Raw genomic sequence first — 26,320 nt, 5'->3', positions numbered from 1 at the left:
TGATTTTAGTCTTGAATCCGTTGACCTAAGATCAAAAGGTCTTTATCGATCCCCTCGATCGTAGCGATGCGGCTTAGATTGCCCCACTCTTTGAAACCGATTTTCTTAAATAACGTCAAACTTGCGATATTTTCGGAAAAAATCAAGGCTAAAAGCGTTTTAATGCCGATAGATTTTGCACGCTCTATCGCTTCGCCGAGAAATTGCTGTCCGAGTTTTTTACCTTGAAAATTTTTATCGATGTAGATATTGATACGCGCCGTATCTTGGTAGGCTAACAAATTGGCGTAAAAGGGCTGAATACTAATCCACGCGATAATACGTCCGCAATACTCTTTAACGAGCATCGGACGTTGTGCCGTATGTGCGTAAAACCACTCCAGTTTTTCATCAATTCCGACCGTCTTGCTATCGGCGGTCGAAATGCCGTCTTTGATCGCTTCGTTGTAGATTTTAATAATTTCCGCCAAATCGTCGATGGTTGCTTCTCGTAGCGTTTGTAACATACAGGGCAATCCTTAAAGTTGAATCATCCCTGATTATACACAATGCTCTCTTAGTCTAGCTTTACTCCATTTCAAGGCGCATTAAAAGCATCTCTTCGCCGTCGATAATACTCACGTCGCGACTTTGACATGCAGGGCAGATGAGCTCATAATGTTCCAACGTAGACTCTTGCTTGCACTGCTCGCATCGTACGACGACGTCTTGCACATGTACCGCGAGTTGGGCATCGTGACAGATTGTTTGTTCTTTAAACGTATCGAAAGCCGTTTCTAAAAAGTGGATTTCGACGCCGCTTAATTTGCCGACTTTAATCTCTACTTTCGTAATTTTTGTTGCGCGGTTTTCGCGTGCGTTTTTCTCGCACAATTCCAAAAGCGCATTCACGATCGAGAACTCGTGCATTAGCAAATCCTCGGCAATAACTCACCTTTAGGCGGTTCTAAAAAGCGTTCTGAGCCCCACGGCGTTTGTAAAACGACTCTTCCTTCGAATCGATCGTCCACGTCGCCGATCAGAGCGCTTTTGGAGGTCTCTTCAAAGCGTTTGAGTACCTCTAATGCTTTAGCAACTTCGCTTTGCGGAAGTGCAATCAGCATCGTACCCTCATTCGCAAACTCGTAAGGCTCAAACCCTAAAAGTTCGCACATTCCTTTGACTTCGTTGGCGACGGGAATGTCTGCTTCCCTAACATGGATACCGACGTTTGACGTTTGCGCCCATTCGTTGAGTACCGCACTCACGCCCCCGCGCGTCGCATCGCGCAGTGCATGGATTTCAATGTCGGCGTCGATCAAAGCCTCTACACTTTTCCATAACGACGCACAATCGGTTTTTAAGTCGCTTTGTAATTCTAACTCTTCGCGCATCGCCAAAATACACGCTCCGTGGTTTCCGACTTCGTTCGTTACGATGATCGCATCGCCTTGGCGTAACGCATGCGCCGAAATACCCTCTTTAAGCACTTCTCCGACACCTGCGGTATTGATAAAAACACCGTCCACGCCGCCTTTGGGAACGACTTTGGTATCTCCGGCCACGATTTTAACGCCGCTTTTTGCCATTTCGTCGCGCATAGAAATGACGATTTCTTCAAGCTTTTCGTACTCAAATCCTTCTTCGATCATAAACGCACATGTTAGATATTTTGGACGCGCCCCCATCATAGAAAGGTCGTTGACGGTTCCGGCAATGGCTAATTTTCCGATATTGCCCCCTTTAAAAAAAAGCGGCGAAACGGTAAAAGAGTCGGTCGTAAAAGCGATTTTTTCGCTTTTCATCGTTAAAACAGCCGCATCTTCCATCCGTAATAAAATATCGTTTCCGAAATGTTTAAAAAAAAGGTTTTTAATCAGGCTTTGCGTCTCTTCGCCGCCGCCTCCGTGAGAAAGTAATATTTTTGCACTCACGCTTTTGCTCCTTTAAGGTTCAAATTGCCGTATTTAAAATATGCCGCACACGCCCCTTCACTTGAAACCATGCACGAGCCCATCGGATTGCTCGGAATACAGGCTTTTGCGAAGACTTTGCAGTCGTACGGCTTCGCGCGCCCTTTTAAGATATCGCCGCAAATACACATTTTATGGTCGTCTAACAACACTTTGGGAAGAATGTCGTCAAAAACGACTTCGGCATCCATCGCGGCATAGGCGGGTTTTAGCTTTAACGCACTGTGTGCAATGTCGCCGATGCCTCGCCATCTAAAATGGTCTCTTTTCTCAAAATAGATTTCCACCAAAGCTTGCGCTTTGAGGTTCCCTTCTTTGGAAACGGCTCTGGCATATTGGTTTTCCACTTCGGCTTTACCGTGATTGATTTGACGTACGATACGCAGTACCGATTCCATAACGTCGGTCGGTTCAAAGCCCGCTACGACGATTGGCGTATGATACGCTTTTGCGATCGGCTCGTAAATTTTATATCCCGTAATCACGCTAACATGTGAAGGTCCTAAAAACGCGTCGATATGAGCATCGCCGCCGCTCATAATCGCATCAACCGCTTCGGGGACGCTGACGTGATTGATATGAAAAAAGATGTTTTTCAGCCCTAAACGCAAAGCTTGTTCTAGGACGACCGCACTCATGGGCGTGGTCGTTTCAAACCCTATGGCAAAGAAAACGACGTTTTTATCGGGATTGTCTTGTGCAATCTTGATGACGTCCAAAGGCGAATAGAGCGAACGAATATCGCATCCATCCGCCCGTAACTTTTGTAAAGAGCTTTTGCTTCCGGGGACGCGTATCATATCGCCGAGCGTCGCTAAGATCGTGTTCGGCATGAGCGCTAACGCAATCGCGTGATCGATGCGCTCTTTGGGCATAATACACACGGGGCATCCCGGCCCGTGAACAAATTCGATATTATCCGGTAAGAGTTGAGGAAGTCCGTATTTCATAATCGTATGGGTATGTCCGCCGCATACTTCCATAATATTGATTTTGCGCGTACACTCTTTGCGAATGATCGCTGCCAACGCTTTCATATGGACGGGATCACGAAAACCTTCGATGAGATCGACTTCAGGCATAATGGCTGTTTCCTTCGTCTTCGTCGATTTCTCCGTTTTTCATCGCCTCCGCGATTTCGTTATACGCGGCAATGCTGTCTTCGGCCTCTTCTTTGCTGATCTTATTCATCGCAAATCCGACGTGGATTAAGACGTAATCGCCGACATGAACGGGTTCGCTAATCAAATCGAGCGTCACTTGGCGTCTAACGCCCAAGGTATCTACGGTTGCATAATTGTTTTCGTCGATTTCCACGACTTTAGAGGGAATGGATAGGCACATAACGACTACCTCAATGCTTTTTTCATTTTAAGGTAAGCAATCCATTGATCGATTCCTTTACCCGATTTGCTGTCGATTTCGATGACGTCGACTTTCGGGTTGAGTTTGCGTGCTTCACGAATCGCTTTTTCGATGCTAAAATCAAAATACGGCAATAAATCGCATTTCGTAATTAAAAAAAGATCGGCGTTTTTAAACATAACGGGGTATTTTGCCGGTTTGTCGTCGCCTTCGGGTACGGAAAGCAAGACGACGTTTAAATGCGATCCGACGTCGTAGCTGGCTGGGCAAACGAGATTACCCACATTTTCGATAAAGACGACGTCCAACCCTTCAACGGGAAGATGATGCAAAGCGTCATGAACCATAAAAGCATCGAGATGGCAAGCTTGTCCGGTCGTAATTTGATACGCGGGAGCTCCTTTGGCAACGATACGATCGGCGTCTTGATTGGTTTCCAAATCGCCTTCGATCACGCCGAGTTTGATCTCTTTCGCATCGATCGTCGCTTCCAAAAGCGTAGTTTTGCCGCTACCCGGACTGCTCATTAAATTGATCGCCAAAATACCGTGTTCTTCGAAATGCGCTCGATTGTGTGCCGCTTGCGTATCGTTGGCGTCTAAAATTTTCGTAATGACCGAAATCGTTTTGGCGTCGTTGAGTTGCGGATTGGCATGTAAATGTTCGTGCTTGTGCTCATGATCGTGAGAATGGGGATGGTCGTGATCGTGATGATCGTCGTGCGTATGCGCGTGGCTATGTTCGTGTCCGTCATGGCTGTGAGTATGCTCATGTGCGGACCATTGTGTCGGCGTAATGGAACAACCGCAATCTTTACACATAGAATATCCTTTTGAGTTTTTAGAAGATTATAGACTAATTCTTTAAATAGGAGCTAAAAAAAGAATTTTCTTAGTTGTTTTCAGGAAAAATATCGTTATGAAATCTTCCGAAAATCTTTCATGTATTTTTTGCGGCGACTCAAAGCTTTACCGCGTGAGTAAAACGCAATACCGCTGTGCGACATGCAAACGTACGTGGAGTGCCCAAAAAGCTCACAAAGAAGCTTTAATCATCGAGGCTTTCGTTGAGGGTTTAAGCATTAACGCCGCATCTTCTTTGTTGCGATTAAACTACGCAACCGTTCAAAAACGTTATGCGAGTTACCGCTCGTTTCTTGTTCAAAAAAGCGAAGCACGGTATCAACGTGCGGCTCTGTTTAACGAATACGACGAATATTATTATTTACCGACGTCCAAAAAGGGAAATTCCCGTTATATTTTCGATGCCGTCGGTATTTTAGGAATGCTCTGCGACGAAGGCGTTTACACGCTGTTATTGCCCGATCACTTTGAGTCTTTAAAACAAAACAGTTGTGACCTTGAGGAAAAAGAGGCTTACGCAAAATATCTTCAACACCATAAGATTGCACGCTTAGAAAGTTTCGATAGTCGATTGAGCCGTTTTTGGGGTTTTTTAGAGACGTTTATGCATCGTTTTAAAGGCGTCGATCATACCAATTTTATCTACTATCTCAAAGAAGCGGAGTTTAGATTTAACCACACGAAAGAAGAGCAACACCAAATATTAGGGCAAATAAATACATGTAAGCATCGATACGTAGAAAACAGCAAAAAATAAATGAGATGAGCGTGTCATTATGACATCTCATTGACACCGGCAAAGTTTAAGGTTTAGAATGTCGATTTGAAGGGGATTGAGGTGGTACCTGAGGCCGGACTCGAACCGGCACATGTCTCCATACTAGATTTTGAGTCTAGCGCGTCTACCAATTTCACCACTCAGGCACATTGAATTAAGAGTTCGAATTATACAAGAAAAAACTTAAATAACCGTAAAATCATAAAATATGGTTTACTCTAGTGCAATTAAAAGCCTAGAAGTCGATTTTTGGGGTTCCCTTTTTGGGTGTTGACGCCCAGTGCCATACTTTCGTACACCGCTTTGGATTTAAGGCCGTATTCGACTCGGTGTAGCTCGCTTTTTTCGTTGTACGCCATGCAGACGGGGACGGAGCGAATGTTAAAAAGCTCATGGATGCGAGGGGCTTCGTCAAGATTACATGTTAAAAAATCCACATGTAACACAGGGTTTTGTTCTACGCGCTTTACTCTTGCGTCGGCGATCTTGCATTGAGAACAGTGTGCGGTGTGTAAAAGCAGTAAAAAAGCGCGATGAGGTTGGCTCAGGCGTTCTAAAAGTTCGGTTTCGTTTAGGGCTTGCATTATTTTAAAAGATGCCCTACTCTTTTGACGTAGTAAACGCTCGCAAACGGTACGAAAAAATCCTTACATGTAAGGCTATCGACAACTGCATCGCATTCGCCGGTGTAGACTTCGATCGTGACGCCTTTGTCGACGAGCATGTGCAGTTTAGCTTCGTCCCATACGTAGTTTAAGAGCTCGTTGAGTTCTTCAAGCGAGCCTTGATGAAGATAAGGCGTCACATCAAACGCCGAAGGATAGACGGTGTTTTGTCTAAAATGACGTGTGTAAAGTGTGCTGTCTTTGGTAAAAAAGAGGGTTTGAAGCTTTTTAAACTTCGCGTCTTTGTGTTGAAAAAACGCGGGAGAAAAGAGTTGCAACGTGTCGATACGCGTTTGACATGTCAGGGTATACTCAAACGCTTTGATGGCTCCGTAGCTAAATCCGGCTACCGTGAAGTCGTTTTGAATGAGGTAAGGCTCAAAAAGAGCCTCTTCACCGTGAAAACAAAAACCGCTAAAGAACGTCATCGATAATGGCTTTTAACTCATTGCGAGAGATGCTTTCGTGCGTGTACAAGGTGTCGCTCACTTTGTCCAAAAGGCTATGCATCCCCTCTAAAAAACGTTCCAACTCTTTTTGGGCGGTTTCCAAGATTATCAGCACGTCGTTCTCGTTCGGCAAAAGTTTTTCGCCCATACCGTAAACTTCGACCATCTCCTTGGCGATTTCCAAAGCGCGGTTGAGGTCTTCGGTCGCATTGGTGTATTTTTCGTTGTAGGCAAGCTCCGTAGCGACCATTCCGGCAAGATAGACTTTCAATTTGCTGAGCATTTGCGTTTTAGATTCGATTTCGCGATCCATGTCTTTAATGCGGTCATTGACGATCGTCACTTTGTCGAAATCGATTTCAAACCAATACGCGCATACGGCTTTGGCGGCTTGGTAGCGTGCTTGAATTTTTTTCTCTTCGTTGGAAAAACTAAGGACTTTTTTCTTACCCATCAAGACTTTTTGGCGTACGGCGATAAAATCGCTCGTTTCAAGCGTTTGCGAACCTCTACGAAGTGCGTTGATCGCGGCTTCGTTGACCCATGTCGCAAGGGCTGCTCCGCTAAAACCCACGCTCATGTTTGCGAGTTCTTCAAGGTTGATTTCGCTCGGTTTGTTACGCAAGTACGTTTTTAAAATCTCCGTTCGGTCGTGTTTATCGGGAAGCGAAATAAAAATGCGTCGATCGAAGCGTCCCGAGCGAAGCAATGCTTCGTCGATCACTTCGATTTTATTGGTCGCGGCAATGACGATAACGCCGCTACTGTCTTCAAATCCGTCCATTTCGGTTAAAAGTTGATTGAGCGTCGCTTCTCTTTCGTCGTTACGCAACCCTCCTCTGGCTTTACCCACCGCATCGATTTCGTCGATAAAGATGATAGAAGGCGCGTGTGCCTTAGCTTGTGAAAAAAGCTCTTTGACTCTTTTGGCTCCCATGCCGACGTAGATTTGCACGAACGTTGCACCGCTTTGGTAAAAAAACGGTACGCTCGCCTCCCCCGCAACGGCTTTGGCGATCATCGTTTTGCCCACGCCCGGAGGTCCGACTAAGAGCACGCCTTTGGGAAGCGAAATGCCGTAGCGTTTGTATTTGGCGGGATTTTTTAAAAAATCGACGATCTCTTCGAGTTCTTCTTTGACGTCTTGAATGCCCGCGACGTCTTTAAAGCTTACGTGTGCGCGTACCGGACGAATGACGTTGCCTAAAAACGGATCGTAAGAGGCGTACGCTTTTTGAGCGTTTTCTTGTTCTTTTTTGGCATCTTCGGCGCGTTTTTTTCGTGCATACAGTAAGAGTGCCAACAGCCCTCCCAAGAGCAAAACAATAATCAGCATATCGTCGATGAGTGCATTGCTACGGGCAACTTCGACCGGAACTTTTTTGAGCAGTTCGCTCATGTCGATACCGTCTTTAATAATAACGAATTGGTCGTTGATGCCGTATAAAAAGACTTCGTCGTTGGCGACTTTGGCTTTTTGAATCGCACCGGAATTTAAAAGCGCGTTGTACGTCGGCAAATCGATGATTTTCGGCGTAATGCGCATATAGCCGAAAGCGAGTAAAACGATAAAAATGCTCAACGCCATAAACGACAGCATCAGTTTTTGCGACTTAAAAATTTGCATGATTGCACTCCCCTAAAATCTCGTACGATGCGACGTTGACCCACTCTTTCAGGACGTCGCGTTCACTTTGCAGGGTTACTTTATTGAAAAATTGATCGTAACCGATAAAAAGACCGTCTTTATACTCTTCAACCAAAACATCTAAAGCGACATGTCGGCGTGCTTGACGAAACGCGATATTTTTTGCGTGAACCAACGCTTCGATTTGCTTAAGGCGTTCTTTAGCGATATCGCCTTTGATCTCGGGTTTCATTAAAGCAGACGGCGTGCCGTCGCGCTTGGAGTAGGTAAAAGCGTGCAAGTGCGTTAACGGAAATTTTTCCAACGTGCGATACGCCTCTTGCCAAATCGCTTCGGTTTCTCCCGGATGTCCCGTGATAAAATCGGTTCCGAGCGCAAAGCCTTGCTCGCTCAGTTCGCAGAAAAGTTCCAAATCGTGCATAACGCGGTTGCGCCTTCGCATCAGCTCCAACATCGTCTCGGAAGTGTGTTGCAATGCAATATGCAAGTGTCGCTCCAACCACGGTTCACGTAAAATTTCGCGAAAACTCTCGTCGATTTGGATCGGCTCGATACTGCCTAAACGGATACGACGCACGCCGCGAATAGTGCCTAATCGCTGAACGAGTTTTCCTAAAGAACTTCCTTTGTCTTTACCGTAACTTCCGATATTCGTTCCCGTTAAGACGAATTCGCCGTATCCGTTGAGGGCTAACTTTCGTACTTGCTCGACAATGGTGTTTTCATCTTGACTGCGCGCGTTTCCGCGAACGAAAGGAATAATACAATAAGCACACCTGAAGTTGCACCCTTCTTGGATTTTGATAAATGCTTTGGTTTTGCCCGTGTATTCGTGTACGATGGTCTCATCCAGCGAGGTTAAATCGCCGATTTCGAAAAACGGACGGTCGTGTTTTAAAAGCGTGTTGATATGTGCTTTTTCCGAGTGTCCCATGACGCCGAAGACTTTTTTTTGCGCGAAAAGGCTTTCGCCTTTGCTCATCGCGCCGCATCCGGCGACGATCACTTTTTTGCCCTCTTTTGAAACGTGATTGATATAGTTTCGTACCCCACTGTCCGCGCCGTTGGTAACCGTACACGAGTTCACGACGACGATATCGGCGGCATGCTCGTCTTCCGTTAGCTCAAAATCGCACAAATTTGCCATCATGACTTGGGTATCGTAGATGTTGGTACGGCACCCGAACGTTTTAAAATAGACTTTTTTCATCTACGCTCTTTGGCGATTCGTGCGTCGGCATCGGTTTGTCCTGACGCGCAAGATTAACGTTTTGCGTTTGGTAAGCGATCGTAATATCCTCTTCTTTGTTATACGCATCGATGATTTCGCAGCCGATCGTGCCGCGAAGTGCCATTGCCGCGTATGAATTCGTCATATACCAGCAGTTGACGCAAAAGCCTTGTTCTTCGACAAACGCAAAGATTCGCGGCTCGACGTTGGTGTTTTTAAGGCTATACTGGTTGCGCAATAAATTGAGTTGCGTACGCGCGATGTCGGTGTAGCCTTTGGCATATTTTTTCGTAATTTCGCGCGCGATATGCACGGCTTTTTTGTGATTGGAATCAAACGTGATATAGATGTAGATACCGTCCCAAACGGTGCGCATTGTTCCGTGGGTGTAGTTGGAAATGACCGAGGTAAAAACCAAGTTGTTCGGCACGAAAAAGATACGACCGGAACGGATATTTTCTTTATAGCTGGTAAGCGTAATGTCTTCCAAAACCGTCATACGTAAAAGCGAAATATCGATAATATCGCCGACGTAAGGCAGTCCGTCTTTTTGAATCTTAATACGATCGCCGACGTGAAAACTTCCGCCGAAAACGATGACCATCCAGCCCAAGATGCTCATAAACCAGTCTTTCATAGCAATCGCGATACCCGCGGACGCAAATCCTAAAACGGTGACCAGATACGAAACGTTTTCGATGTAGGAAAAGAGTAAAATCAACAGAATCAACGTGACGTTCACAAAATTGATGATCTTATTGGCGGTATAAAAACGTTCGTTGTCTTTGACGTAGCGTTTGGCGATAAATTTCAATAAAAACGTTACGACGATGACGACGATAATAAAAATACCGATGTTAAAAGCACGCTTCATCTGTACGGTAATGTCTTGGGTCACCCGAATCGTCGCTTCTTCGACCTTTTTCACGTAAAGCGAGTAGCTCGTGCGTGCGATCTCTTGCGCGGAGGTAAAGGCGTTCAGCTCTTTTTGCGCTTCGTACAAGGCGTCTTCGTTGGTAATCATCGGCTCAATTTCGTACAAGGTCGCTAAAAGCGTCTCTTTTTCTTTGAGTTTTTCGACCAAAAAGTCCAAGCGTTCCAAGCGCGCTTTGTAGTCTAAACTCTCTTGTTTGATTTTTTTGATGTACGAGAGTGCCGAAAGAATGGCAAACGGGTTGGTCACTTTCGTGTAACTTTCCACGTCCGCCGCATCGACGAGTTTGCTAAAAGGCGAATTTTTAAACTCTTGTAAAAGCTCGATCTGCTTTTCCAAAGACTCTTGTTTGGTCAAGAGTTTTTCGTATTTTTCCAAAGAGGCTTTGTCTTTGGTGTTTTTAAATTTTTTCACTTCGGCATCGACGGTGGAGAGCTCTTCTAAAAGTTTTTGATACGTCAAGTAATTGCCGTAGCGTTTAAACCATAGATTGTCTTTGACCGCTTCGTCTATGAGGGTAATTTTTTGATGCAAGGCATCGATTTTGATGCCCTCTTCGAGTTTAGACGTAGCGTTTGCGTCGGCAAACAAAAAGGTACATGTTAAAAAAAAGCAACACAGTGTTTTAAACATGATCGCCCTTTAACGCACGCAGAACCGTTTCTTTGGGAATATCGTTGCGCATCGCGTAGTTCCCGATACCTTGGGGTAAGATAAATTTGATCGTATCGTTCGCACTTTTTTTATCTAAGAAAAACGCTTCGTAAAACGCTTCCGAAGAAGGAACGTCGTAGTGCGTCGGCAGGTCGTAACGCCTTAAAAGCGTTTGAATGCGAAGCGCGTCTTCTTGGCTTAAAAGATCCAGACTTTTGGCGAGCGTATTGGCCATAACCATGCCGATTGCTACGGCTTCGCCGTGCAAATAAACGCTATAAGCGGTTTGGTTTTCGATGACATGTGCGAACGTATGACCGTAATTCAGCACGGCACGAACGCCCTGCTCGGTTTCGTCTTGCGCAACGACGCGTGCTTTAATAGCGATGCTTTTGCGAATCGCTTCGGCAAGATTTTGGTCGACATGTAAGTCGTGTGTTTCGAGCCATGCAAAAAAATCACGATCGAACGTCACCGCCATTTTAACGATTTCAGCGACGCCTGCGGCAAATTCACGGTGCGGAAGCGTCTTTAAAAAGGCACTTTCACAGTACACCGCGCGCGGTTGCCAAAACGTTCCGATCAGGTTTTTGCCGTAATCGTTGTTGATACCCGTTTTCCCGCCCACGCTTGCATCCACTTGCGCCAAAAGCGTGGTCGGAATTTGAATAAAGTCGATGCCTCGTTGATAAATCGAAGCGGCAAAGCCCGTCATATCGCCGATCACGCCGCCGCCGAAGGCGATCAAAAGCGATTTGCGATCGAGCCTGTGTTCAAAGCAGGCGTTTAAAATGCAATGAAGGCTTTCAAAATTTTTATACTGTTCTCCGTCCGGTAAAATGACTGTGTGCAACGTTTTGACATGTAAGCGTGCTTTGAGGGTTTCAAGGTGCAAAGCGGCGACGGTCGTATTGGTCACGATCATGACTTTCGTATCGAAGCAAAGCGTTTGCAGTTCGTCGATGAAGACGGTGTAATCTTTCGAAGAAGCGGTTGGGTTAAAAACGACGTTGACGTGCATATTCGATCCAAATTTTTTATTTTATAGTATCTCAAAAAGGCATTAATTTGTATTAACCGGAATAAAAAGTTGATAATTATCCGCCAATTTAAAGTGCAGTTTATCCATATCGGTTGAAAAAATAGAGAGCATATTGGACTCTAAAATTTTATGGCTAAAAGGGAGAAATTGCAAAATATTGTCTCTGTTTTTCAGTTTGAAAAGAGGATTTTTTTCGCTTTGAATCATATCGACTTCACGACCGAAAATTTTGGAGAGGTTTTCAAAATGCTCGATTAAGCTATTTTTCGCTTCGGGATGATCGGGATTGTAGGTATAAAGCTTGATTTCCAAGGCCAGTTGCGTCGCGACGTCGAAAATCACGGAGGATTCTTGTTCGATTTCATGCGCGTCGTTGCTGAGGACGACGCCTTGATTGAGACTTGAAAAACCGCGTTTGCCCATTTTAAAAACGGGAAGTTTGGTTTTGTAGAGCGCTTTACGGTTGTGTTGAAAGAAACGATTCATCGTGACGATCAGTCCGATATCCATCGTTTCGGTATCCGCGCGGAGGACTTTACGCGGATTGGTTTCGTAATAATCGATCATCACGTTAATGTGCGTGCTATGGTAACTTTTGATTTTGTCCAACGATTTGCAGTAGGTCGGATGAATCACTTTGATATGCAGTTTGTTACTGTTGAGTTTAGAGTGCAATAACAATGCGTCGTTGAGCAAAGATTCCATCTCTTTATCGTTCATCTCGAGCATATCGACCAAGCAGTAGATGCTACTTCCAAACGGCGATGGAAACTGCCCGAGCTCGCGTTTGATACTTCGAAAAACGCTTTGAAGCACTTTAGGATCGCCGACTAAGAGAATGAGATCATTGGGTAAAAGCATCAACGTCGGTCGCGGAAGCAACAAAGAGTTGGCGCGATAGACCGCGGCGATTTTCCATTTGCTTTGCTCAATGGACGCTAAATGGCGGTACGCGTACGAGCTTCCGACCGGAATGGAGACTTCCATAATTTCGCCGATACCCAAACCGATATTTTGCGCCATAATGGGCATATTGGGGAGGTGATCGGTAAAACGAGAAGCTAAAATTTCTCTGGAATTGACCATAAAAAGGCGTTTATCTTCCAGTTGAAGACCCCAACGGTCCATCAAAACGATGCGTACTTTATTATCGATACGTCGAATATTTTTATACGTTGCCGTGACGTCGATTTCGTTGGAGAGTAAAATCATAATTTGAAAAAATTGTTCGTTTAAGACGACGGCCAACTTTTCGTAGCTGGTCGGATCAAACTCGAAAAATTTAAAATTTTCGGGGCGACGTTTGGGCAGCGTCTCTTCTTTATACGTGATAATCGTATAGCTATTTTCGCCGGCTTCTGTTTCCATAACCTTTTCTAAAAATTGTTTTGCTAGAATGCCATCAGCGATGATAAGGATTTTTTTCATACGAGCTCCCTAAATTATGAGAGGATATTATAACGGATATGAAATTTCAGATAGATAAAACCGACGGAAATGCGCGCGCATGTACGATTCAAACGGCGCACAGCACGATTCAAACGCCTATCTTTATGCCGGTCGGAACGGTCGGAAGCGTGAAGAGTTTGGATGCGAAAGACGTGATGGAAGAAGTCGGAGCGAAGATTATTTTAGGCAATACCTACCACTTGTATTTGCGCCCCGGAGACGAAACGATTCGTCATTTCGGCGGATTGCACGGCTTTACGAAGTTTCCGTATAGCTTTTTGACCGATAGCGGCGGCTTTCAAGCCTTTAGTCTCAGCGACATTTCCAAAGCCGATCAAAACGGCATTACGTTTAAAAGCCACATTGACGGCTCGACGCACTATTTTACGCCCGAGAAAGTCTTGGACATTCAGTACAACTTCAATTCCGATATTATGATGATTTTGGACGACCTTGTAGCCCTTCCTGCTACCAAAGAGCGTATTGCGCTTTCGATTCAACGAACGACGGATTGGGCGAAACGGGCTATTGCGTATCATTTGCGCAAAAAAGCCGAGGGGATCGGCACGCATCAAAATATTTTCGCGATCATTCAAGGCGGTACCGATCAAGAGTTTCGCCGCATCAGCGCGAACGAATTATGCGAGCTTCCTTTTGACGGTTTTGCGATCGGAGGGCTTAGCGTGGGAGAAGCCAACCGCGAAATGTACGATACGGTCGAATTCGTAACACCGCTCATGCCGACGCATAAGCCGCGGTATTTGATGGGCGTGGGAACACCCGAGGATTTGGTCGAAAACGTCGAACGCGGCGTGGATATGTTTGATTGCGTTATGCCGACCCGCAATGCGCGAAACGGCTCTTTATTCACCTCTTTCGGAAAAATCAGCATTAAAAACGCCAAGTTCGCTTTGGACGAAAGTCCGATCGATCCCGAATGCGACTGCTTAACATGTAAGCACTATTCAAGAGGCTATTTGCACCACTTGTATCGTGCGAAAGAGTTAACGTATTTTCGGTTGGCTTCGATTCATAACCTGCATTATTATTTGCACTTGATGGCACAAATGCGCGAAGCAATCTTACAAGGCTCCTTTGCGGCATTCAAAGCCGAGTTTTATCGCAAAAGAGGCAACTAAAATGCATGACGATGCGGCGGTTTAAGATGCAAACCCTTTACGAAAAAATCGATCGTTTTTACCTCTTGGACATCAAAAATCCGACGCATCCGTCGATGTTCGTCGAAGAAGCGGCGTACGATATTTTGATTGTGACGCTTCCGCATAAAGACAAAGAGCTCATCGTGAATGCCCATGCTTTTGTCTTCGACGATCGGCATTATTACCGTTACGATTCCGTGCAAAGCGTTTTTTTGGAGCTTCCTTCGATGGAAGAAGTGTATGTGTATCTCAACGAAAAGACAAACGAAACGATGAAACTTGTCGCTTCGATTCACGAGAGTATCGATTGGATGGAAGAGCGGCTTTACGAAAACAAACCGTTTACGGCATTTATGCATTATTGGTTAACGTATAAAAAAGATTTAGCGCGCATCGTGCGCCTTTTAACGTTAGCGACGGAAGTTTTGGAAACGTTCGTTCAACGTTATATCCAAGAAGAAGGCTTTTTGGCAACGCATTTTAACGATATTCACGAGCATTTAAGCCGTACCAATCGTTCCGCTTTATTGGCCATCGATAAACTGGGAAACCTGTACACCTTTTACACCAGTCGCAACAACGAGCGTATGAACAAAACGATCTATTTTTTAACGATTTTATCGGCGATTTTCTTACCGCTGAATTTGGTGGTCGGTTATTTTGGGATGAACACGCAAAATTTACCTTTTTCGACGATCGCTTCGGGATCGGAAAAGGTAACGGTTTTGCTGGGGCTTTGTGCCGGAGTGATGATCGGGCTGATCTTTTACTTACGTCGGAAATTATAAGCAGACGAGCTTTAGGATTCTTGCGAAGTCTCTTTAAGGTGTTTTTTCGGATAGTCGAAAAAGAGGATATGTCCGCTCTCTTCGGTGATCTCGTGAAAATGTTCGACGTCGAAACGAAGGCAAACGATCGCACAGGTCGGGATATTGCTTAAAATTGCGCCGCTAAGGCGTTCGCCGACTTCGGTAATCGTCGGGTTATGTCCGATGATGAACACGTCGTTGCAGTGATCGTCGATGGATTGAATCAACGAAAGATAGGTTTCAAAGGTACTGTCGTAAAGTTTTTTCGTATAGATAATCTTCTTTCTATTGAATTCGACGGCTTTAGCAAGCTCTTTTGCCGTTTTTTCCGAACGTTTGGCCGGGCTTGCGTAAATTGCGCAGGGCAAAACGTCGAACATCTTCAAACGTTTGCCCATAAAAAGAACGTCGCGCTTGCCTCTTGCGTTTAAAGGTCTTATAAAATCATCGAGCGTTTCGTCTTTCCAGCTGGATTTGGCATGGCGTATTAAATAAATTTTTTTCATCGTTTACCTCACACTTGGTACGTCATTATAACATCGTAATATGATATTAATATAAAAAATTCTGCGTGACCCATTGGCGTACCAAGCGTCGGGTAACCGCAAAAAAAGGTAATTCGCTTCGTAGGAAGATTTCCATTTTTTTGAGTGCGTAGGTGTCTAATTGCATGTCGTAAGCGAGCGTATTGAGCATTAAAAGCATTTGGGCTTTGGAGGTCGTATCAAAAGGTTCGTCGCCCTCTTCGTTAAAATAGCGTTTTTCATCGTATAGTTTGGGGTCGGATACGTAATCCAATTGTAAAGAATCGTCGTCAAGAGACTGAAGGTTCATGCATCACTCCTTTGGGCATCAGAAATGTTAAACAAAATGAAATCGTTGCCAAAAAAGCTCCGATTAAAAAAACGGCGGAAACGGAATAGGTCCAAATAATACCTAAACTAAAAGGCAATAAAACCGCCGAAATATGGTTGATCGTAAACCCGATACTCGAGGTAACGGCAATATCGCGTGCATCGGCAATTTTTTGAAAATAGGTTTTAAGTGCGATCGCGATCGTAAAAAAAAGATTGTCGATCACGTAAAGCCCTACCGCCATTTCAAGGGATTGTACCATAGCGTATAGGACAAAAATGAGCACGATGGAACCGTATTCGATTTTGAGCGAAAGATTTTCGCCGAAACGTTCGATGAGTTTTCCGACGTAAGGAGCGCAGAGCATATTTAAAATCGTGTTGACGATAAGTAAAAGAAGCATATTTTGGACGCTGAAATGAAAGCGCTCCACGAGCAAAAATCCCGCAAAAACGACCACGATTTGGCGTCTGGCTCCGGCTAAAAAGGTCAAAACGTAAAAAATCCAATATTTTCGACGTAAAAAAAGTCTGTTCTCTTGGATGACGTCGTCTTTAAAATGCGGAAAAACCCTCCATGCAAACAATGCGGCGGCAACGGTGATCGCACCGCTTAAAGCGTAAATCGCCGTATAACCGACGTTAGCGTATTGCATCAAAACGTATAAAAGTGCCAAGATACCTAAACCTATAAACGACCGGAGGGAAGAGAGTTTCCCTAAGAACGACGGTGCTTTGTTTTTGTCGATCCACTGTAAACTTAACGAGCTGTGTAAAGTTTCAAGATAATGAAATCCTACGGACATCACGATCGTCGTGACGTAAAGTCCGACGGTGGAAGGGAAAAAGCCTGTGAGCATCGTACCGATTCCTAACAGTGCCAATGAAAGATATGCCGCGCTTTGCTGGCGCAAAAAGATGAGAACAAAGACGATCGTAAATGCCAAAAGGCCGGGAACTTCGCGTAGGCTTTGAAGCAAACCGATTTTTTCGCCGTCGAAACGAACGACTTCTACGGCAAAATTGTTGAGCAAAGAGTTCCATGCGCTAAAGGCAACGGGAACGGCGGCGGCTAAAAGGTACAAAAGCCCCTCGCGTGAGGCGAGAAAAGGCGTTTTAACGTTCATAATTGAGACGATAACCGACGCCGCCTTGGTTTTCGATGGCTTCTTCGGGCAACTTTTTACGCAAGCGTTTAATGAGGGCTCGTATGTTTTCGGTCGTCGTGAGTTCTCCGCCCCAAACGTACTGCTCGATACGCTCGAACGTGATGTTCTTATCCAGATTTTTTGCAAAAAGATTGAGCAATAAAATCTCTTTTTTCGCCAGTTTTACCTCTTCGCCTCGGTTATCGAGCAATTTTTCATGCTCAACGCAATAGCTAAAGTTTTGGGCAAGGCGAATCGTATGGGCTTTGGGTTTGCACAGACGTTCGATTTTGGTCTCCAATTCGTACATGTAAAACGGTTTTTTGAGGTATTCGTCGCATCCTTTACAGTACGCCTCTTGAATCGTTTCGAGTTCGACGTTTGCGCTGATAATAATGGCGGGAGTTTCACCGTCCATACTGCGTATTTCTTTCAAAAGCGATAACCCGTCGATGCCCGGAACGTTAATATCCAAGATATAGCAGTCGTATCCGTTGTCGATCGCCTCAAGAGCTTTTTTGCCGTTATCGAAAAGATCGACGCGGTATTTTTTATCTTCGAACGCTTCAACGATGACGTTTGCCAAACGTTCGTTATCCTCGAGTACCAAGATTTTCATACGCTTCCTTTGTATTTTTGAACAACGATGCACAAGCGTGCGCCCTGCTCTTTTTGTTCTGCATAAATTTTTCCGCCCATTTTATCTTCGATAATCAGGCGAGCCATGTATAAACCAAAACCGTCGCCGTGTTCTTTGGTGCTCATAAACGGATTGAAGATCGTCTCCAACGTCTCTTGTTCGATTCCGCAACCGTCGTCTTCGATCGTGAGGTAAATCGACGTTTCGTCGCTTTTGAGCGTAATCAAAATCACGCCTTCGGTCGGAAGGGTTTCTCTTCGCTTTAGAATACTATCTTTTGCATTATTAACGATATTTAAAATACATTGTTTAAATTCATTAGGGTAGCCGAACGCTAAGAGTTTTTCCTGACATAAATCGTGAATCGTAATCGTAATGTAATTGTATTTAAGGTTGTGGTTAACGACTTCGAGCATCGTTTCGACGGCCTCTTTGACGTCAAAGGCACTTTGTCGGGTCGAGGGTTTGATGAACTGTCTAAAATCGTCAATGGTACGCGACATGTACTTAACTTGCGTCATAATGTCGTCGACGAATTTTTGCGTATCGGCTTCGTCAAGCACTTTTTTACGGCGTTTATAGATCAACTCCTGTGCAATTGCAGAGATTTCGACCAACGGCGTTTTCCACTGATGGGCAATACTGGCGATCATTTCTCCGACTTCGGACTGTTTCGAGCGTTGCACGACGAATTGTTCGTGGCGTTTGTGCTCGGTGTCGATCTTTTTCTTTTCGGTGATGTCGGTCATAATGGTAACAACGCCGGCTTCGAGGTTTTTTTCGTCGGTATAGTAGGTGCGCCTAATCGCAAAGGTTTTTTTCTCATGATGCGGAAATTGGATTTCGATTTCGGTGCTGTTAGGATTATTGAGCGGCACGTTTTGGATCTGATCGCAGATAGAGGGCATCACTTCTTGAATGTTACGTCCGACGATGTCCCATTTATCCCTACCAACGATTTCGCATAAAAGCTCGTTACATCCTAAAACGGTTCCGTCGTTGGCTTTCCAAAAAATGGCACTTTGAATGTTATTCAAAAGAACGTAGTCAAGCTTACTTTGCCTGAGTTGCTCTTTCTCCAAAGAGATGCGTTTGATAATGTTTAAGACGAGAATCGTCGTGAGCAAAAGGAGCAAGGGCATCAAAGTAAAAGCGTTCTCGACGAATTTTTGGTGTTTTTCGTAAAAACTTTCCACGCCGTTAATCACGACGGAAGGGCTTGGGATGTCGCTTGTCGAAAGACCGAATTTTTTCAATACGAGGTTATCGAAAAAATAGTTATTCGAAGGCGTGCTGACGGGAAGAGAGCTGATTTTTTTGCCGGAGATAATCTCAAAAGCCCTTTTAGCCGCCAAATAGCCCTGCTCGTAAGGATCGACCATATAGCCTCCGATGACGCCCTCGCCGACATGAATACGGTTGAGTGCAAATACGGGGTATTTGGAACGTTGGAAAAAAGATTGTAAGCGATGATAGGGAATATAGTTTCCGTACATGTCACGGTAAAAGCTGGTAAATAAGATGACGCTGTGTTTGGGTAATTTATCGATTTTTTCGTCAATGGTCTTAAAATCGATTTTATTGTCGAAAACGATGCGTACTTTATCTTGAAAGTGGCTCGACTCTTCGACGATTTGGTCTTTAATCACCAACGAAGAATAAGCATCGTCACTGATAATATAGACCATTTTCGTTGCGGGGAAAAGGGTTTGGATGAGCTCCAAGTTTTTGCGTATGTCTTTGTATTCGACGATTCCGGTGACGTATTGTTTGAGATACGGCGTAATGTCTTTGGGATTGAAATTTTCGACGCCGCAAAAGACAATCGGCGTATTGGGAAACAATTCACGATGGTATTTTAAAGCAAATTCATAGGCGTAGTTGTCGGCCGCAATGATTGCTTTATAGGTGCGATCGCGAAATTTTTTGCGGTAAAGGTCCAGCAATTCGTCGAAGTAGTTTTGCGATTCGATTTTTTTACTATCCATATATTGGGTCGTCAGTTCGTATTCGGGATGTTTTTTCATGACGTCTTCAACGCCGCTTGAGATTCCATCCGTCCATTTCAGCCCTTTATTATAGGAATGGAGCAATAAAATTTCGTTCCCGAATAAAAAAGAGCTATAAAAAAACAATCCAATTATTATTTTTAAGATATTCATAAGTTTCCAGCTATTTTTTTTACCATTTTAGCAAAAAAGTCTCATTTATATCTCTTTTCTACGCCTATAATTACGTCAGTCTTACTTATGAGATGTTGAGTAAAAATTATTTAATGGAGGTTTTACATGTCAAAACAAGCCATTTCAATGCTGGTTCCGGTATTGGTAATGTTGGTTGTTTGGTTTCTTCCGGCACCTGAAGGGTTAAGTGCGAACGCTTGGCACTTTATGGCTATTTTCTTGGGTGTCGTCGTAGGTCTCGTTTTAGAGCCCGTTCCGGCTGCTCTTGTGGGGCTTGTAGGCGTATGTTTGGTTGCCCTTATGGGTATTATCGATCCAAAGCCTGCCGAAGGTATCAAATGGGCACTTTCCGGTTTCTCTAACTCTATTATTTGGTTAATCTTTGCAGCTTTTATGTTTGCGGCGGGTTATCAAAAAACGGGACTCGGAAAGAGAATTTCTCTTATTATGGTTAAGTTTATGGGCAAAAGCTCACTCGGTCTTGGCTATGCGGTAGCGTTTGCCGACCTTTTGCTTGCTCCTTTTATGCCTTCCAATACGGCACGTAGCGGCGGTACGATTTTCCCTATCGCGATTAACATTCCTCAAATTTTCAACTCTCTCCCCGATAACGAGCCGCGCAAACTCGGTTCGTATATTACGTGGGTAGCGATGGCTGCGACATGCGTTACGAGTTCAATGTTCTTAACGGCTCTCGCACCGAACCTACTAGCCGTCGATTTGATCGCTAAAAGTGCTAAAGTCTCTATCGAATGGGGTGCTTGGGCAAAAGTGATGATTCCTTTGATGTTACCGCTTTTCCTATTGACTCCGTTGTTGGCGTATATCGTTTATCCTCCGACACAAAAACAATCTCCCGAAGCACCGATTTGGGCGGCAAACGAGCTTAAAAAAATGGGATCGATTACGTTTAAAGAGATCATGATGTTGCTCTTTGCGGTTCTTGCGCTTGTCCTTTGGATTTTCGGTAAAGAATTGAGCGTCGACGCTACGACTGCGGCCGTTTCCATCGTTGCTTTAATGGTCCTTTGCAAAGTTATCTCTTGGGAAGACGTTATCGGTAACAAAGGTGCTTGGAACGTTCTCGTATGGTTCTCCACGTTGGTTGCGCTTGCAGGCGGTTTGGGTAAAGTCGGTATCTTGAAATGGATCGGAACGATGGCGGAAAGTTCTTTAACGGGTCTTTCTCCGATGGCGTTAATGATCTCGATGATTATCGTATTTTTTATCCTTCACTATTTCTTTGCGAGCGTTACGGCACACGTTTCCGCGTTGGTTCCGGTTTTTGCATTGATCGCCGTTAAATTTATCGCGCCGGATCAATTGCCTGCGTTTATGATCTTACTTGCCGGTTCACTCGGTATCATGGGTATCATCACTCCGTACGGTACGGGTCCTTCTCCGATTTGGTACGGTGCAGGTTATATCTCTCAAGCCAGATGGTGGGCTTTGGGTGCGCTTTTTGCCGCGATCTACCTTGCCGTCTTGTTAGTAGGTGTTTTCCTTTTCGTTTAACGTATTAAAAGTACGCAACCCCGAAGCAATTCGGGGTGTGCATTTTTACGAATCTTTACATGTAAGGATTCGTAGAGGTGCCCTCCTTTTAAATGTAAACTCTAAATTAGCACCTCTACTTTACTTTTGGATACAATAGGGTTGATTAAATGGTTTGCGCAAGCGATTTGATCAGTTCTATTCAAAATCAAACTTTTTCGGAGATGAAAAATGAGAGAGATTAAGTACGAAGATATCGTCAAGAGCGTAAAGGATATGATCCTTTACAGTGCGACAAACTTGCCTAAAGATGCTTATAAAGCATTGCAAAGTGCCTACGACACGGAAAAAAGTGAAGTGTGTAGACAAGTCTTGAAGCAAATTTTAGAGAATGCGGATATTGCCGCGAATGAAGCGCGACCGCTTTGTCAAGACACCGGATTGGCCGTCTTTTTCGTCAAAGTCGGCGAAGACGTTAAAGTCGTCGGAGGCAGCTTGAAAAAAGCGATCAACGAAGGAACGGAGCAAGGCTATAAAGAGGGTTATTTACGTGCTTCTACCTGTCATTGGGATACGCGCGCAAACCTTAAAGACGAAGTCGGCTACAACCTTCCGGCGATCATTCACTTCGATATCGTCGAAGGCAATAAAATCGACATCGAATACGCAGCTAAAGGCGGCGGTTCCGAGAACGTCTCTCGCGCGACCGTATTTCCTCCCGCAAAAGGCAGAAAAGGTATTATCGAATACGTTAAACAAGTCATTTCCGATGCAGGTCCAAACCCGTGTCCTCCGCTTACAGTCGGTGTCGGTATCGGCGGTACGTTTGAAAAAGCCGTTATTTCTTCGAAACATGCGCTTTTTAGAGAGTTGGGAAGTAAAAATCCCGATCCGGTACTCGAATCCATGGAAGAAGAGTTGATGCATCTTCTCAATAACTTGGGTATCGGTGCTATGGGTATGGGCGGTACGCAAACGGTACTGGGCGTTCATATCGAAAAAAATCCTTGCCATATCGCAAGTTTACCCGTGAGCGTCAACGTTCAATGCCACAGCTCACGCCATATGCACATTACGCTATAAGAAGGAATTACAATGAGCAAAACTTATCATTTAACGGCACCGCTTAGCGAAGCAGACGTCATTCAACTTAAAGCAGGCGATATTGTTTATTTAACGGGCGTTGTTTACACGGCACGCGATGCGGCACATAAAAAATTGGTGGATCTTTTAGATGCGGGTCAAGCCCTTCCTTTCGATATGAACGGTGCGGTTATCTATTTCGTCGGACCGACTCCTCCCAAACCGGGCGATCCGATCGGAAGTGCAGGTCCTACAACTTCATACAGAATGGACTCTTATTCACCGCGCTTGATCAACGAGCAAGGGCTTAAAGGGATGATCGGAAAAGGTAAACGTAACCAAGACGTCATCGATGCATGTGTTAAATCCAAAGCGATTTATTTCGGTGCAACCGGCGGCGCGGGTGCTCTTCTTGCTCGTCAAATCAAAAAAGCGGAAGTTATCGCTTATCCGGAACTAGGTCCTGAAGCAATTCGCAGACTCGAAGTCGTCGATTTTCCTTTAACCGTTATTAACGACACATTTGGAGCCGATCTTTACAAAATGGGTCGCGCTCAATACGAAGTTTTCGAATAAACCCCTCTTCTTTACCTAATCACTTGCAAGAGGTACGCTTAAACGTGCCTCTTGTTTGAACGCTTCACGCTTTCAATTATACGCTTTCGTTGCCTTTTTGATCTCGAAAATAAGCTCTTTTTGGCGGTTGTACATGTAGCGAAGCAGATAGTCGTCGTAGGGTTTTGGAAGCTTATCAAGCATCACGACGATCTTGGTAAATTCGTCTTTTTGTAAAATGTAGGTTACTTTTGCCTCGATCTCCATGATAACGTATCCGTTGTCGCCCTCTTCGTTCGGAAGCGAAAAATTCAGACGGACTTTTTGGTTGAGCATCTCTTCTTCGCGAAACGATTTACTGACTTTCATCGCAATAGAATTCACGGAAATATCGATAATATCGCCTTGGGCAGAAGAACGATGGGCGTATTTGATGAGTACGGGAGTGCGAATGCTGGTTTGAACGCGCGTGTGTTGACGGTTGTTAGCACTGCTGGGCATAAATTTGAGGTTTCTAATGACGACGAAAGAACGCTTAATGTCGACCAACGAGACTTCCGCTTTGATGTCTTTGGGAAAATTGGGTGCTTGCAATACCGTCTCTTTTTCGATCTGCATCGCATATCCTTGGAGGTTTTCGCAACTCATTTGATAACTGTCTTCCGTGATTTTGAGGATATAAGCGTGCGTATTGATGCACAAACCTTTGTAGATATTTAACAGTTTGATCGGAATTTTGTTATTTACGCAATTGTGCATCAAATACCGAATCTGTTCTTGCTCTTCGATAACGTTTTCAAGGTATTCGAGCTCAAAATATTTGATCTTTTCAATATCTTGGGGCAAAAGCGTTTGGGTGTTAATCTTTTCGATATAGTCGATAACGACGTTCAAGTCGTCCGATTCGACGTGAAAGGCCGAAGAGAGAATGATCGGCGTGATTTTTTCGCTTGCCGTAGCGTAAATCAGCTCTTGTTGAAGGTGTTTTGTTTGTTCGCACGTATGCTCAAAAGTTCGATCTTCCCCCATCAAAATGTAAAGATTCGGACTCCATTGAATCAACTCTTGATTTTCTTCTTTGAGCTGAAACAATTTAAGCATTAGATTTTTAAAAGCATCGTAAAGCGTGGTGCTTTTGAACGTTCGACTGAGTTTATCGAGGTTGGAAATATTGATAAATACGAGCGAAACCGGCATTTTCGTAACGCTTTGTTGCGCAAGACGATCCTTAAGACGATCGATGAAATCAAAACGGTTTAAGACGGTTTGTGCGGGTTTGACGTCTTGGAGTTGATCGACGGGGATCAGCGTGATAATTTTTTCGTCGCTTTGATCAAACGCTTTGACGATACACGTATATTCCGCTTCTTTGTTGGAGGCGGTTTCGATGACGATGTTCCCTTGTACGTCTTCATGGCTGAGCAGAACCTCGCTTAATTCGACGTCTTCGTGAACCTTCGCTTCGATTTCCAAAAGATCGTTTGTTTCGTAAATTCTTTTTGCCTGTGCATTGGCATAGGTTAATTGAGCATTTTGAAAGACGAGAAACGGGAAAAAACGTTCGATCTTTTTTTCCAGTTCGATTTTTTGGTACATGTAGAGTTTATCGTCGAGTTTATTGGGATTTTTGGTAAAGATCGAGGCTAAAAGCGTCGCTTCGTTGTTGAGCGGTAAAACATCGGTAACGCCGAAGTGCAAAGCAAATTTCAGTAAGAGCCGATTTTCGACGTCTTGAGCGAAAAGATACGCGACGACGGGTTTGTACTGCGTAAAAATCCCGAGCAGGCGTTTGAGCTTCTCTTTGGAACTTTCGCCCAATTCGATAAAAAGAATGTCGTTGCGATCGCGATACGACAATAAGTCTAGATCGTAAGACGAAAACTTTGCATGAGGGATTAGAGCGGATTCAAGCACGCTTAAGCGTTTTTCGCCGAAATAAAGATGCGCGATACTCAAATAGCGCGTTTCAAATAAAAATTGCTCTAAGACCACTGCTTTCCTCACAATCTTAATGATGTCAATTCTACCAAAATTCATCGAAAATTCAATCATAAATGACTACAATAGATGCATCTTTTAAAAGGACATGGGTATGATGTACTATTTAGCCGTCGAAGGCAAACAAAAATTAAGCGGTTCGGTAACGATTTCAGGAGCGAAAAATGCCGCGTTGCCGTTGCTGGCATTAACGCTTCTTTCCAAACGAAAAATTAAAATATCCAATATCCCCGAAGTTGCCGACGTCAAAACGCTTTTACAATTGCTCGCCAATTTGGGCGCAACCTATGCGTTTGTTCAAAAAAACGTCGTGGACGTGGATGCGACGAGCGTTAATTCGGCGTGCGCCAATTACGATATCGTCCGCAAAATGCGCGCGTCTATTTTGACGCTTGGCCCTTTACTCGCGCGTTTCGGGCATTGCGAAGTTTCCTTGCCCGGAGGTTGCGCTATCGGTCAGCGTCCGATCGATTTGCATTTAAAAGCTTTAGAACGAATGGGTGCGGAAATCGAGATTAAACAAGGGTATGTTTTGGCCAAAGCGCCCAAAGGACTGAAGGGTGCGACGATCGTTTTCGATAAAGTGACGGTAACGGGTAGTGAAAATATCATTATGGCGGCGGCATTGGCGCACGGAACGACGATGCTCGTTAACGTGGCAAAAGAGCCTGAAGTCGTGCAATTATGCGAAGTCCTACGCGATGCGGGCGTGACGATTGAGGGCGTGGGAAGCTCAAAACTCATCATCGAAGGAAGCGGCGGCAAATTGCTCAATATCCCCGATTTTCGAGTCATTCCCGATCGTATCGAAGCGGGAACGTATTTGTGCGCCGGAGCGATTACCAAGTCCAAAATAACGCTCAAAAACGTCAATCCGAAGCATTTGGAAGCGGTGATTTTAAAATTGAAGCAGATGGGTTTTGAAATTGACGAGACGGAAGAGTCGTTGACAATCCACCCGAATGAAAAAATGATCGCATGCGACATCGAAACATCCGAATATCCGGGCTTTCCGACCGATTTGCAAGCACAATTTATGGCGTTGTGTACGCAGGCAAAAGGAACGAGCTTGATCGATGAACGGTTGTTTGAAAACCGTTTTATGCATGTGAGCGAACTCGCTCGTATGGGAGCCAATATTAAGCTCAAAGGTCACACCGCAACGGTCGAGGGAAAAATGAAACTCAATGCCGCGGATGTCATGGCGACCGACTTACGGGCAAGTTCGGCGTTAATTTTAGCCGCGCTCGTTGCCGAGGGTACGACGAAAATCCATCGTATTTACCATTTAGATCGCGGGTACGAAGATTTAGAGGGAAAATTTTCAAGACTCGGCGCCAATATCGAACGATTAGAGGAGTAAATT

26 protein-coding genes and 1 tRNA gene are annotated in these 26,320 nt (G+C 44.6%); 7 read left to right on the top strand and 20 right to left on the bottom strand.

All coding sequences use genetic code 11. The annotated features are described in order from the left end of the window. Window positions 1-5 precede the first annotated feature (5 nt). The 6 genes from OA34_RS09960 to hypB form a co-directional block, all read right to left on the bottom strand. Complete coding sequence (locus tag OA34_RS09960) at window positions 6-506, bottom strand: GNAT family N-acetyltransferase (protein WP_039674887.1); 501 nt, start codon at window positions 504-506, stop codon at window positions 6-8. Window positions 507-567: 61 nt separating this feature from the next. Continuing rightward, complete coding sequence (gene hypA, locus OA34_RS09955) at window positions 568-909, bottom strand: hydrogenase maturation nickel metallochaperone HypA (protein WP_039674885.1); 342 nt, start codon at window positions 907-909, stop codon at window positions 568-570. Beyond that, on the bottom strand, window positions 909-1,913 hold the full coding sequence (gene hypE, locus OA34_RS09950; protein WP_039674884.1) for a hydrogenase expression/formation protein HypE: 1,005 nt from the start codon (window positions 1,911-1,913) through the stop codon (window positions 909-911). Before hypE ends, hypA begins: the two co-directional genes overlap by 1 nt. Next, window positions 1,910-3,034 carry a hydrogenase formation protein HypD gene (gene hypD, locus OA34_RS09945; RefSeq protein ID WP_039674883.1) on the bottom strand — a complete coding sequence of 375 codons (1,125 nt, stop codon included), beginning with the start codon at window positions 3,032-3,034 and terminating at the stop codon, window positions 1,910-1,912. Before hypD ends, hypE begins: the two co-directional genes overlap by 4 nt. After that, window positions 3,027-3,296, bottom strand: a complete 270-nt coding sequence (locus OA34_RS09940) for a HypC/HybG/HupF family hydrogenase formation chaperone (protein ID WP_039674882.1) — start codon at window positions 3,294-3,296, stop codon at window positions 3,027-3,029. The genes hypD and OA34_RS09940 overlap by 8 nt, the downstream gene beginning before the upstream one ends. Before the next feature lie 5 nt (window positions 3,297-3,301). Next, a complete protein-coding gene (gene hypB, locus OA34_RS09935) occupies window positions 3,302-4,138 on the bottom strand; it encodes a hydrogenase nickel incorporation protein HypB (RefSeq protein WP_039674880.1) in 837 nt (278 codons plus the stop codon). Window positions 4,139-4,235: 97 nt separating this feature from the next. On the opposite strand from hypB, the gene OA34_RS09930 reads away from it, so the two are divergent. Beyond that, entirely contained in the window at window positions 4,236-4,937 is a 702-nt protein-coding gene (locus OA34_RS09930) for a hypothetical protein (RefSeq protein ID WP_286682974.1), read from the top strand. 82 nt (window positions 4,938-5,019) lie between these two features. On the opposite strand, the gene OA34_RS09925 is transcribed toward OA34_RS09930, so the two are convergent. The 8 genes from OA34_RS09925 to OA34_RS09890 form a co-directional block, all read right to left on the bottom strand. Next, a tRNA-Leu gene (locus OA34_RS09925) sits at window positions 5,020-5,104 on the bottom strand. A gap of 81 nt (window positions 5,105-5,185) precedes the next feature. After that, window positions 5,186-5,542: a thioredoxin domain-containing protein gene (locus OA34_RS09920; RefSeq protein ID WP_039674879.1), complete on the bottom strand. Its 357-nt coding sequence runs from the start codon at window positions 5,540-5,542 to the stop codon at window positions 5,186-5,188. Further along, the gene (bioV, locus tag OA34_RS09915) at window positions 5,542-6,051 is read right to left on the bottom strand and encodes a pimelyl-ACP methyl ester esterase BioV (protein ID WP_039674878.1); all 510 of its coding nucleotides are present in this window, start codon (window positions 6,049-6,051) and stop codon (window positions 5,542-5,544) included. Before bioV ends, OA34_RS09920 begins: the two co-directional genes overlap by 1 nt. Then, on the bottom strand, window positions 6,038-7,699 hold the full coding sequence (locus tag OA34_RS09910; RefSeq protein WP_039674877.1) for an ATP-dependent metallopeptidase FtsH/Yme1/Tma family protein: 1,662 nt from the start codon (window positions 7,697-7,699) through the stop codon (window positions 6,038-6,040). Before OA34_RS09910 ends, bioV begins: the two co-directional genes overlap by 14 nt. Beyond that, the gene (gene mtaB, locus OA34_RS09905) at window positions 7,686-8,930 is read right to left on the bottom strand and encodes a tRNA (N(6)-L-threonylcarbamoyladenosine(37)-C(2))-methylthiotransferase MtaB (RefSeq protein WP_039674876.1); all 1,245 of its coding nucleotides are present in this window, start codon (window positions 8,928-8,930) and stop codon (window positions 7,686-7,688) included. Before mtaB ends, OA34_RS09910 begins: the two co-directional genes overlap by 14 nt. Then, complete coding sequence (locus OA34_RS09900; RefSeq protein WP_039674874.1) at window positions 8,911-10,518, bottom strand: mechanosensitive ion channel domain-containing protein; 1,608 nt, start codon at window positions 10,516-10,518, stop codon at window positions 8,911-8,913. The genes mtaB and OA34_RS09900 overlap by 20 nt, the downstream gene beginning before the upstream one ends. Further along, complete coding sequence (gene aroB / locus OA34_RS09895; RefSeq protein WP_039674872.1) at window positions 10,511-11,560, bottom strand: 3-dehydroquinate synthase; 1,050 nt, start codon at window positions 11,558-11,560, stop codon at window positions 10,511-10,513. Before aroB ends, OA34_RS09900 begins: the two co-directional genes overlap by 8 nt. A gap of 42 nt (window positions 11,561-11,602) precedes the next feature. Beyond that, window positions 11,603-13,009 (bottom strand): COG3400 family protein, encoded by a 1,407-nt coding sequence (locus OA34_RS09890; RefSeq protein ID WP_039674871.1) that lies wholly within the window; start codon window positions 13,007-13,009, stop codon window positions 11,603-11,605. A gap of 38 nt (window positions 13,010-13,047) precedes the next feature. On the opposite strand from OA34_RS09890, the gene tgt reads away from it, so the two are divergent. Together tgt and OA34_RS09880 are read left to right on the top strand one after the other, a co-directional pair. Beyond that, window positions 13,048-14,169, top strand: coding sequence for a tRNA guanosine(34) transglycosylase Tgt (gene tgt, locus OA34_RS09885; RefSeq protein WP_039674870.1), 1,122 nt, complete (start codon window positions 13,048-13,050; stop codon window positions 14,167-14,169). A 26-nt stretch (window positions 14,170-14,195) separates the two neighbouring features. Beyond that, complete coding sequence (locus OA34_RS09880; RefSeq protein WP_039674949.1) at window positions 14,196-14,978, top strand: CorA family divalent cation transporter; 783 nt, start codon at window positions 14,196-14,198, stop codon at window positions 14,976-14,978. 11 nt (window positions 14,979-14,989) lie between these two features. On the opposite strand, the gene OA34_RS09875 is transcribed toward OA34_RS09880, so the two are convergent. Genes OA34_RS09875 through OA34_RS09855 form a run of 5 tightly spaced genes read right to left on the bottom strand, consistent with a single transcriptional unit; the run spans window position 14,990 to window position 19,734 of the window. Beyond that, entirely contained in the window at window positions 14,990-15,505 is a 516-nt protein-coding gene (locus OA34_RS09875) for a SixA phosphatase family protein (protein ID WP_039674869.1), read from the bottom strand. 46 nt (window positions 15,506-15,551) lie between these two features. Continuing rightward, a complete protein-coding gene (locus tag OA34_RS09870) occupies window positions 15,552-15,833 on the bottom strand; it encodes a hypothetical protein (RefSeq protein ID WP_039674868.1) in 282 nt (93 codons plus the stop codon). Then, window positions 15,814-16,980 carry an MFS transporter gene (locus tag OA34_RS09865; RefSeq protein WP_039674866.1) on the bottom strand — a complete coding sequence of 389 codons (1,167 nt, stop codon included), beginning with the start codon at window positions 16,978-16,980 and terminating at the stop codon, window positions 15,814-15,816. Before OA34_RS09865 ends, OA34_RS09870 begins: the two co-directional genes overlap by 20 nt. Further along, window positions 16,970-17,620, bottom strand: coding sequence for a response regulator transcription factor (locus tag OA34_RS09860; RefSeq protein ID WP_039674864.1), 651 nt, complete (start codon window positions 17,618-17,620; stop codon window positions 16,970-16,972). The genes OA34_RS09865 and OA34_RS09860 overlap by 11 nt, the downstream gene beginning before the upstream one ends. Beyond that, on the bottom strand, window positions 17,617-19,734 hold the full coding sequence (locus OA34_RS09855) for a sensor histidine kinase (RefSeq protein WP_254376017.1): 2,118 nt from the start codon (window positions 19,732-19,734) through the stop codon (window positions 17,617-17,619). The genes OA34_RS09860 and OA34_RS09855 overlap by 4 nt, the downstream gene beginning before the upstream one ends. Window positions 19,735-19,929: 195 nt before the next feature. Here OA34_RS09855 and OA34_RS09850 point away from each other — a divergent pair, with 195 nt between their 5' ends. The 3 genes from OA34_RS09850 to OA34_RS09840 all read left to right on the top strand — a co-directional run bounded on the left by OA34_RS09850 (window position 19,930) and on the right by OA34_RS09840 (window position 22,977). Further along, window positions 19,930-21,339, top strand: a complete 1,410-nt coding sequence (locus tag OA34_RS09850; RefSeq protein ID WP_039674860.1) for a DASS family sodium-coupled anion symporter — start codon at window positions 19,930-19,932, stop codon at window positions 21,337-21,339. 210 nt (window positions 21,340-21,549) lie between these two features. Then, window positions 21,550-22,401, top strand: a complete 852-nt coding sequence (locus tag OA34_RS09845) for a fumarate hydratase (protein ID WP_039674857.1) — start codon at window positions 21,550-21,552, stop codon at window positions 22,399-22,401. Window positions 22,402-22,413: 12 nt separating this feature from the next. Further along, window positions 22,414-22,977 (top strand): Fe-S-containing hydro-lyase, encoded by a 564-nt coding sequence (locus OA34_RS09840; protein WP_039674856.1) that lies wholly within the window; start codon window positions 22,414-22,416, stop codon window positions 22,975-22,977. Window positions 22,978-23,049: 72 nt separating this feature from the next. Here OA34_RS09840 and OA34_RS09835 read toward each other — a convergent pair whose 3' ends face one another. Next, window positions 23,050-24,948, bottom strand: a complete 1,899-nt coding sequence (locus OA34_RS09835) for a PilZ domain-containing protein (protein ID WP_039674855.1) — start codon at window positions 24,946-24,948, stop codon at window positions 23,050-23,052. Between the two features lie 100 nt (window positions 24,949-25,048). Between OA34_RS09835 and murA the strand changes: the two genes are divergently transcribed. Next, complete coding sequence (murA, locus tag OA34_RS09830; protein WP_039674854.1) at window positions 25,049-26,317, top strand: UDP-N-acetylglucosamine 1-carboxyvinyltransferase; 1,269 nt, start codon at window positions 25,049-25,051, stop codon at window positions 26,315-26,317. Window positions 26,318-26,320 lie beyond the last annotated feature (3 nt).

It is taken from the genome of Sulfurospirillum sp. MES (assembly GCF_000789415.1).
Taxonomy (GTDB): Bacteria; Campylobacterota; Campylobacteria; order Campylobacterales; family Sulfurospirillaceae; genus Sulfurospirillum; species Sulfurospirillum cavolei.
Note: the sequence above shows the minus strand (reverse complement) of the source record. Positions and strands in the feature narration are given on the sequence as shown.

Coding starts and splice junctions, on each gene's coding strand:
- OA34_RS09960 (WP_039674887.1), bottom strand. CDS start 506: ATGTTACAAACGCTACGAGAAGCAACCATCGACGATTTGGCGGAAATT.
- hypA (WP_039674885.1), bottom strand. CDS start 909: ATGCACGAGTTCTCGATCGTGAATGCGCTTTTGGAATTGTGCGAGAAA.
- hypD (WP_039674883.1), bottom strand. CDS start 3,034: ATGCCTGAAGTCGATCTCATCGAAGGTTTTCGTGATCCCGTCCATATG.
- OA34_RS09940 (WP_039674882.1), bottom strand. CDS start 3,296: ATGTGCCTATCCATTCCCTCTAAAGTCGTGGAAATCGACGAAAACAAT.
- hypB (WP_039674880.1), bottom strand. CDS start 4,138: ATGTGTAAAGATTGCGGTTGTTCCATTACGCCGACACAATGGTCCGCA.
- OA34_RS09930 (WP_286682974.1), top strand. CDS start 4,236: ATGAAATCTTCCGAAAATCTTTCATGTATTTTTTGCGGCGACTCAAAG.
- OA34_RS09920 (WP_039674879.1), bottom strand. CDS start 5,542: ATGCAAGCCCTAAACGAAACCGAACTTTTAGAACGCCTGAGCCAACCT.
- bioV (WP_039674878.1), bottom strand. CDS start 6,051: ATGACGTTCTTTAGCGGTTTTTGTTTTCACGGTGAAGAGGCTCTTTTT.
- OA34_RS09910 (WP_039674877.1), bottom strand. CDS start 7,699: ATGCAAATTTTTAAGTCGCAAAAACTGATGCTGTCGTTTATGGCGTTG.
- mtaB (WP_039674876.1), bottom strand. CDS start 8,930: ATGAAAAAAGTCTATTTTAAAACGTTCGGGTGCCGTACCAACATCTAC.
- OA34_RS09900 (WP_039674874.1), bottom strand. CDS start 10,518: ATGTTTAAAACACTGTGTTGCTTTTTTTTAACATGTACCTTTTTGTTT.
- aroB (WP_039674872.1), bottom strand. CDS start 11,560: ATGCACGTCAACGTCGTTTTTAACCCAACCGCTTCTTCGAAAGATTAC.
- OA34_RS09890 (WP_039674871.1), bottom strand. CDS start 13,009: ATGAAAAAAATCCTTATCATCGCTGATGGCATTCTAGCAAAACAATTT.
- tgt (WP_039674870.1), top strand. CDS start 13,048: ATGAAATTTCAGATAGATAAAACCGACGGAAATGCGCGCGCATGTACG.
- OA34_RS09880 (WP_039674949.1), top strand. CDS start 14,196: ATGCAAACCCTTTACGAAAAAATCGATCGTTTTTACCTCTTGGACATC.
- OA34_RS09875 (WP_039674869.1), bottom strand. CDS start 15,505: ATGAAAAAAATTTATTTAATACGCCATGCCAAATCCAGCTGGAAAGAC.
- OA34_RS09870 (WP_039674868.1), bottom strand. CDS start 15,833: ATGAACCTTCAGTCTCTTGACGACGATTCTTTACAATTGGATTACGTA.
- OA34_RS09865 (WP_039674866.1), bottom strand. CDS start 16,980: ATGAACGTTAAAACGCCTTTTCTCGCCTCACGCGAGGGGCTTTTGTAC.
- OA34_RS09860 (WP_039674864.1), bottom strand. CDS start 17,620: ATGAAAATCTTGGTACTCGAGGATAACGAACGTTTGGCAAACGTCATC.
- OA34_RS09850 (WP_039674860.1), top strand. CDS start 19,930: ATGTCAAAACAAGCCATTTCAATGCTGGTTCCGGTATTGGTAATGTTG.
- OA34_RS09845 (WP_039674857.1), top strand. CDS start 21,550: ATGAGAGAGATTAAGTACGAAGATATCGTCAAGAGCGTAAAGGATATG.
- OA34_RS09840 (WP_039674856.1), top strand. CDS start 22,414: ATGAGCAAAACTTATCATTTAACGGCACCGCTTAGCGAAGCAGACGTC.
- murA (WP_039674854.1), top strand. CDS start 25,049: ATGATGTACTATTTAGCCGTCGAAGGCAAACAAAAATTAAGCGGTTCG.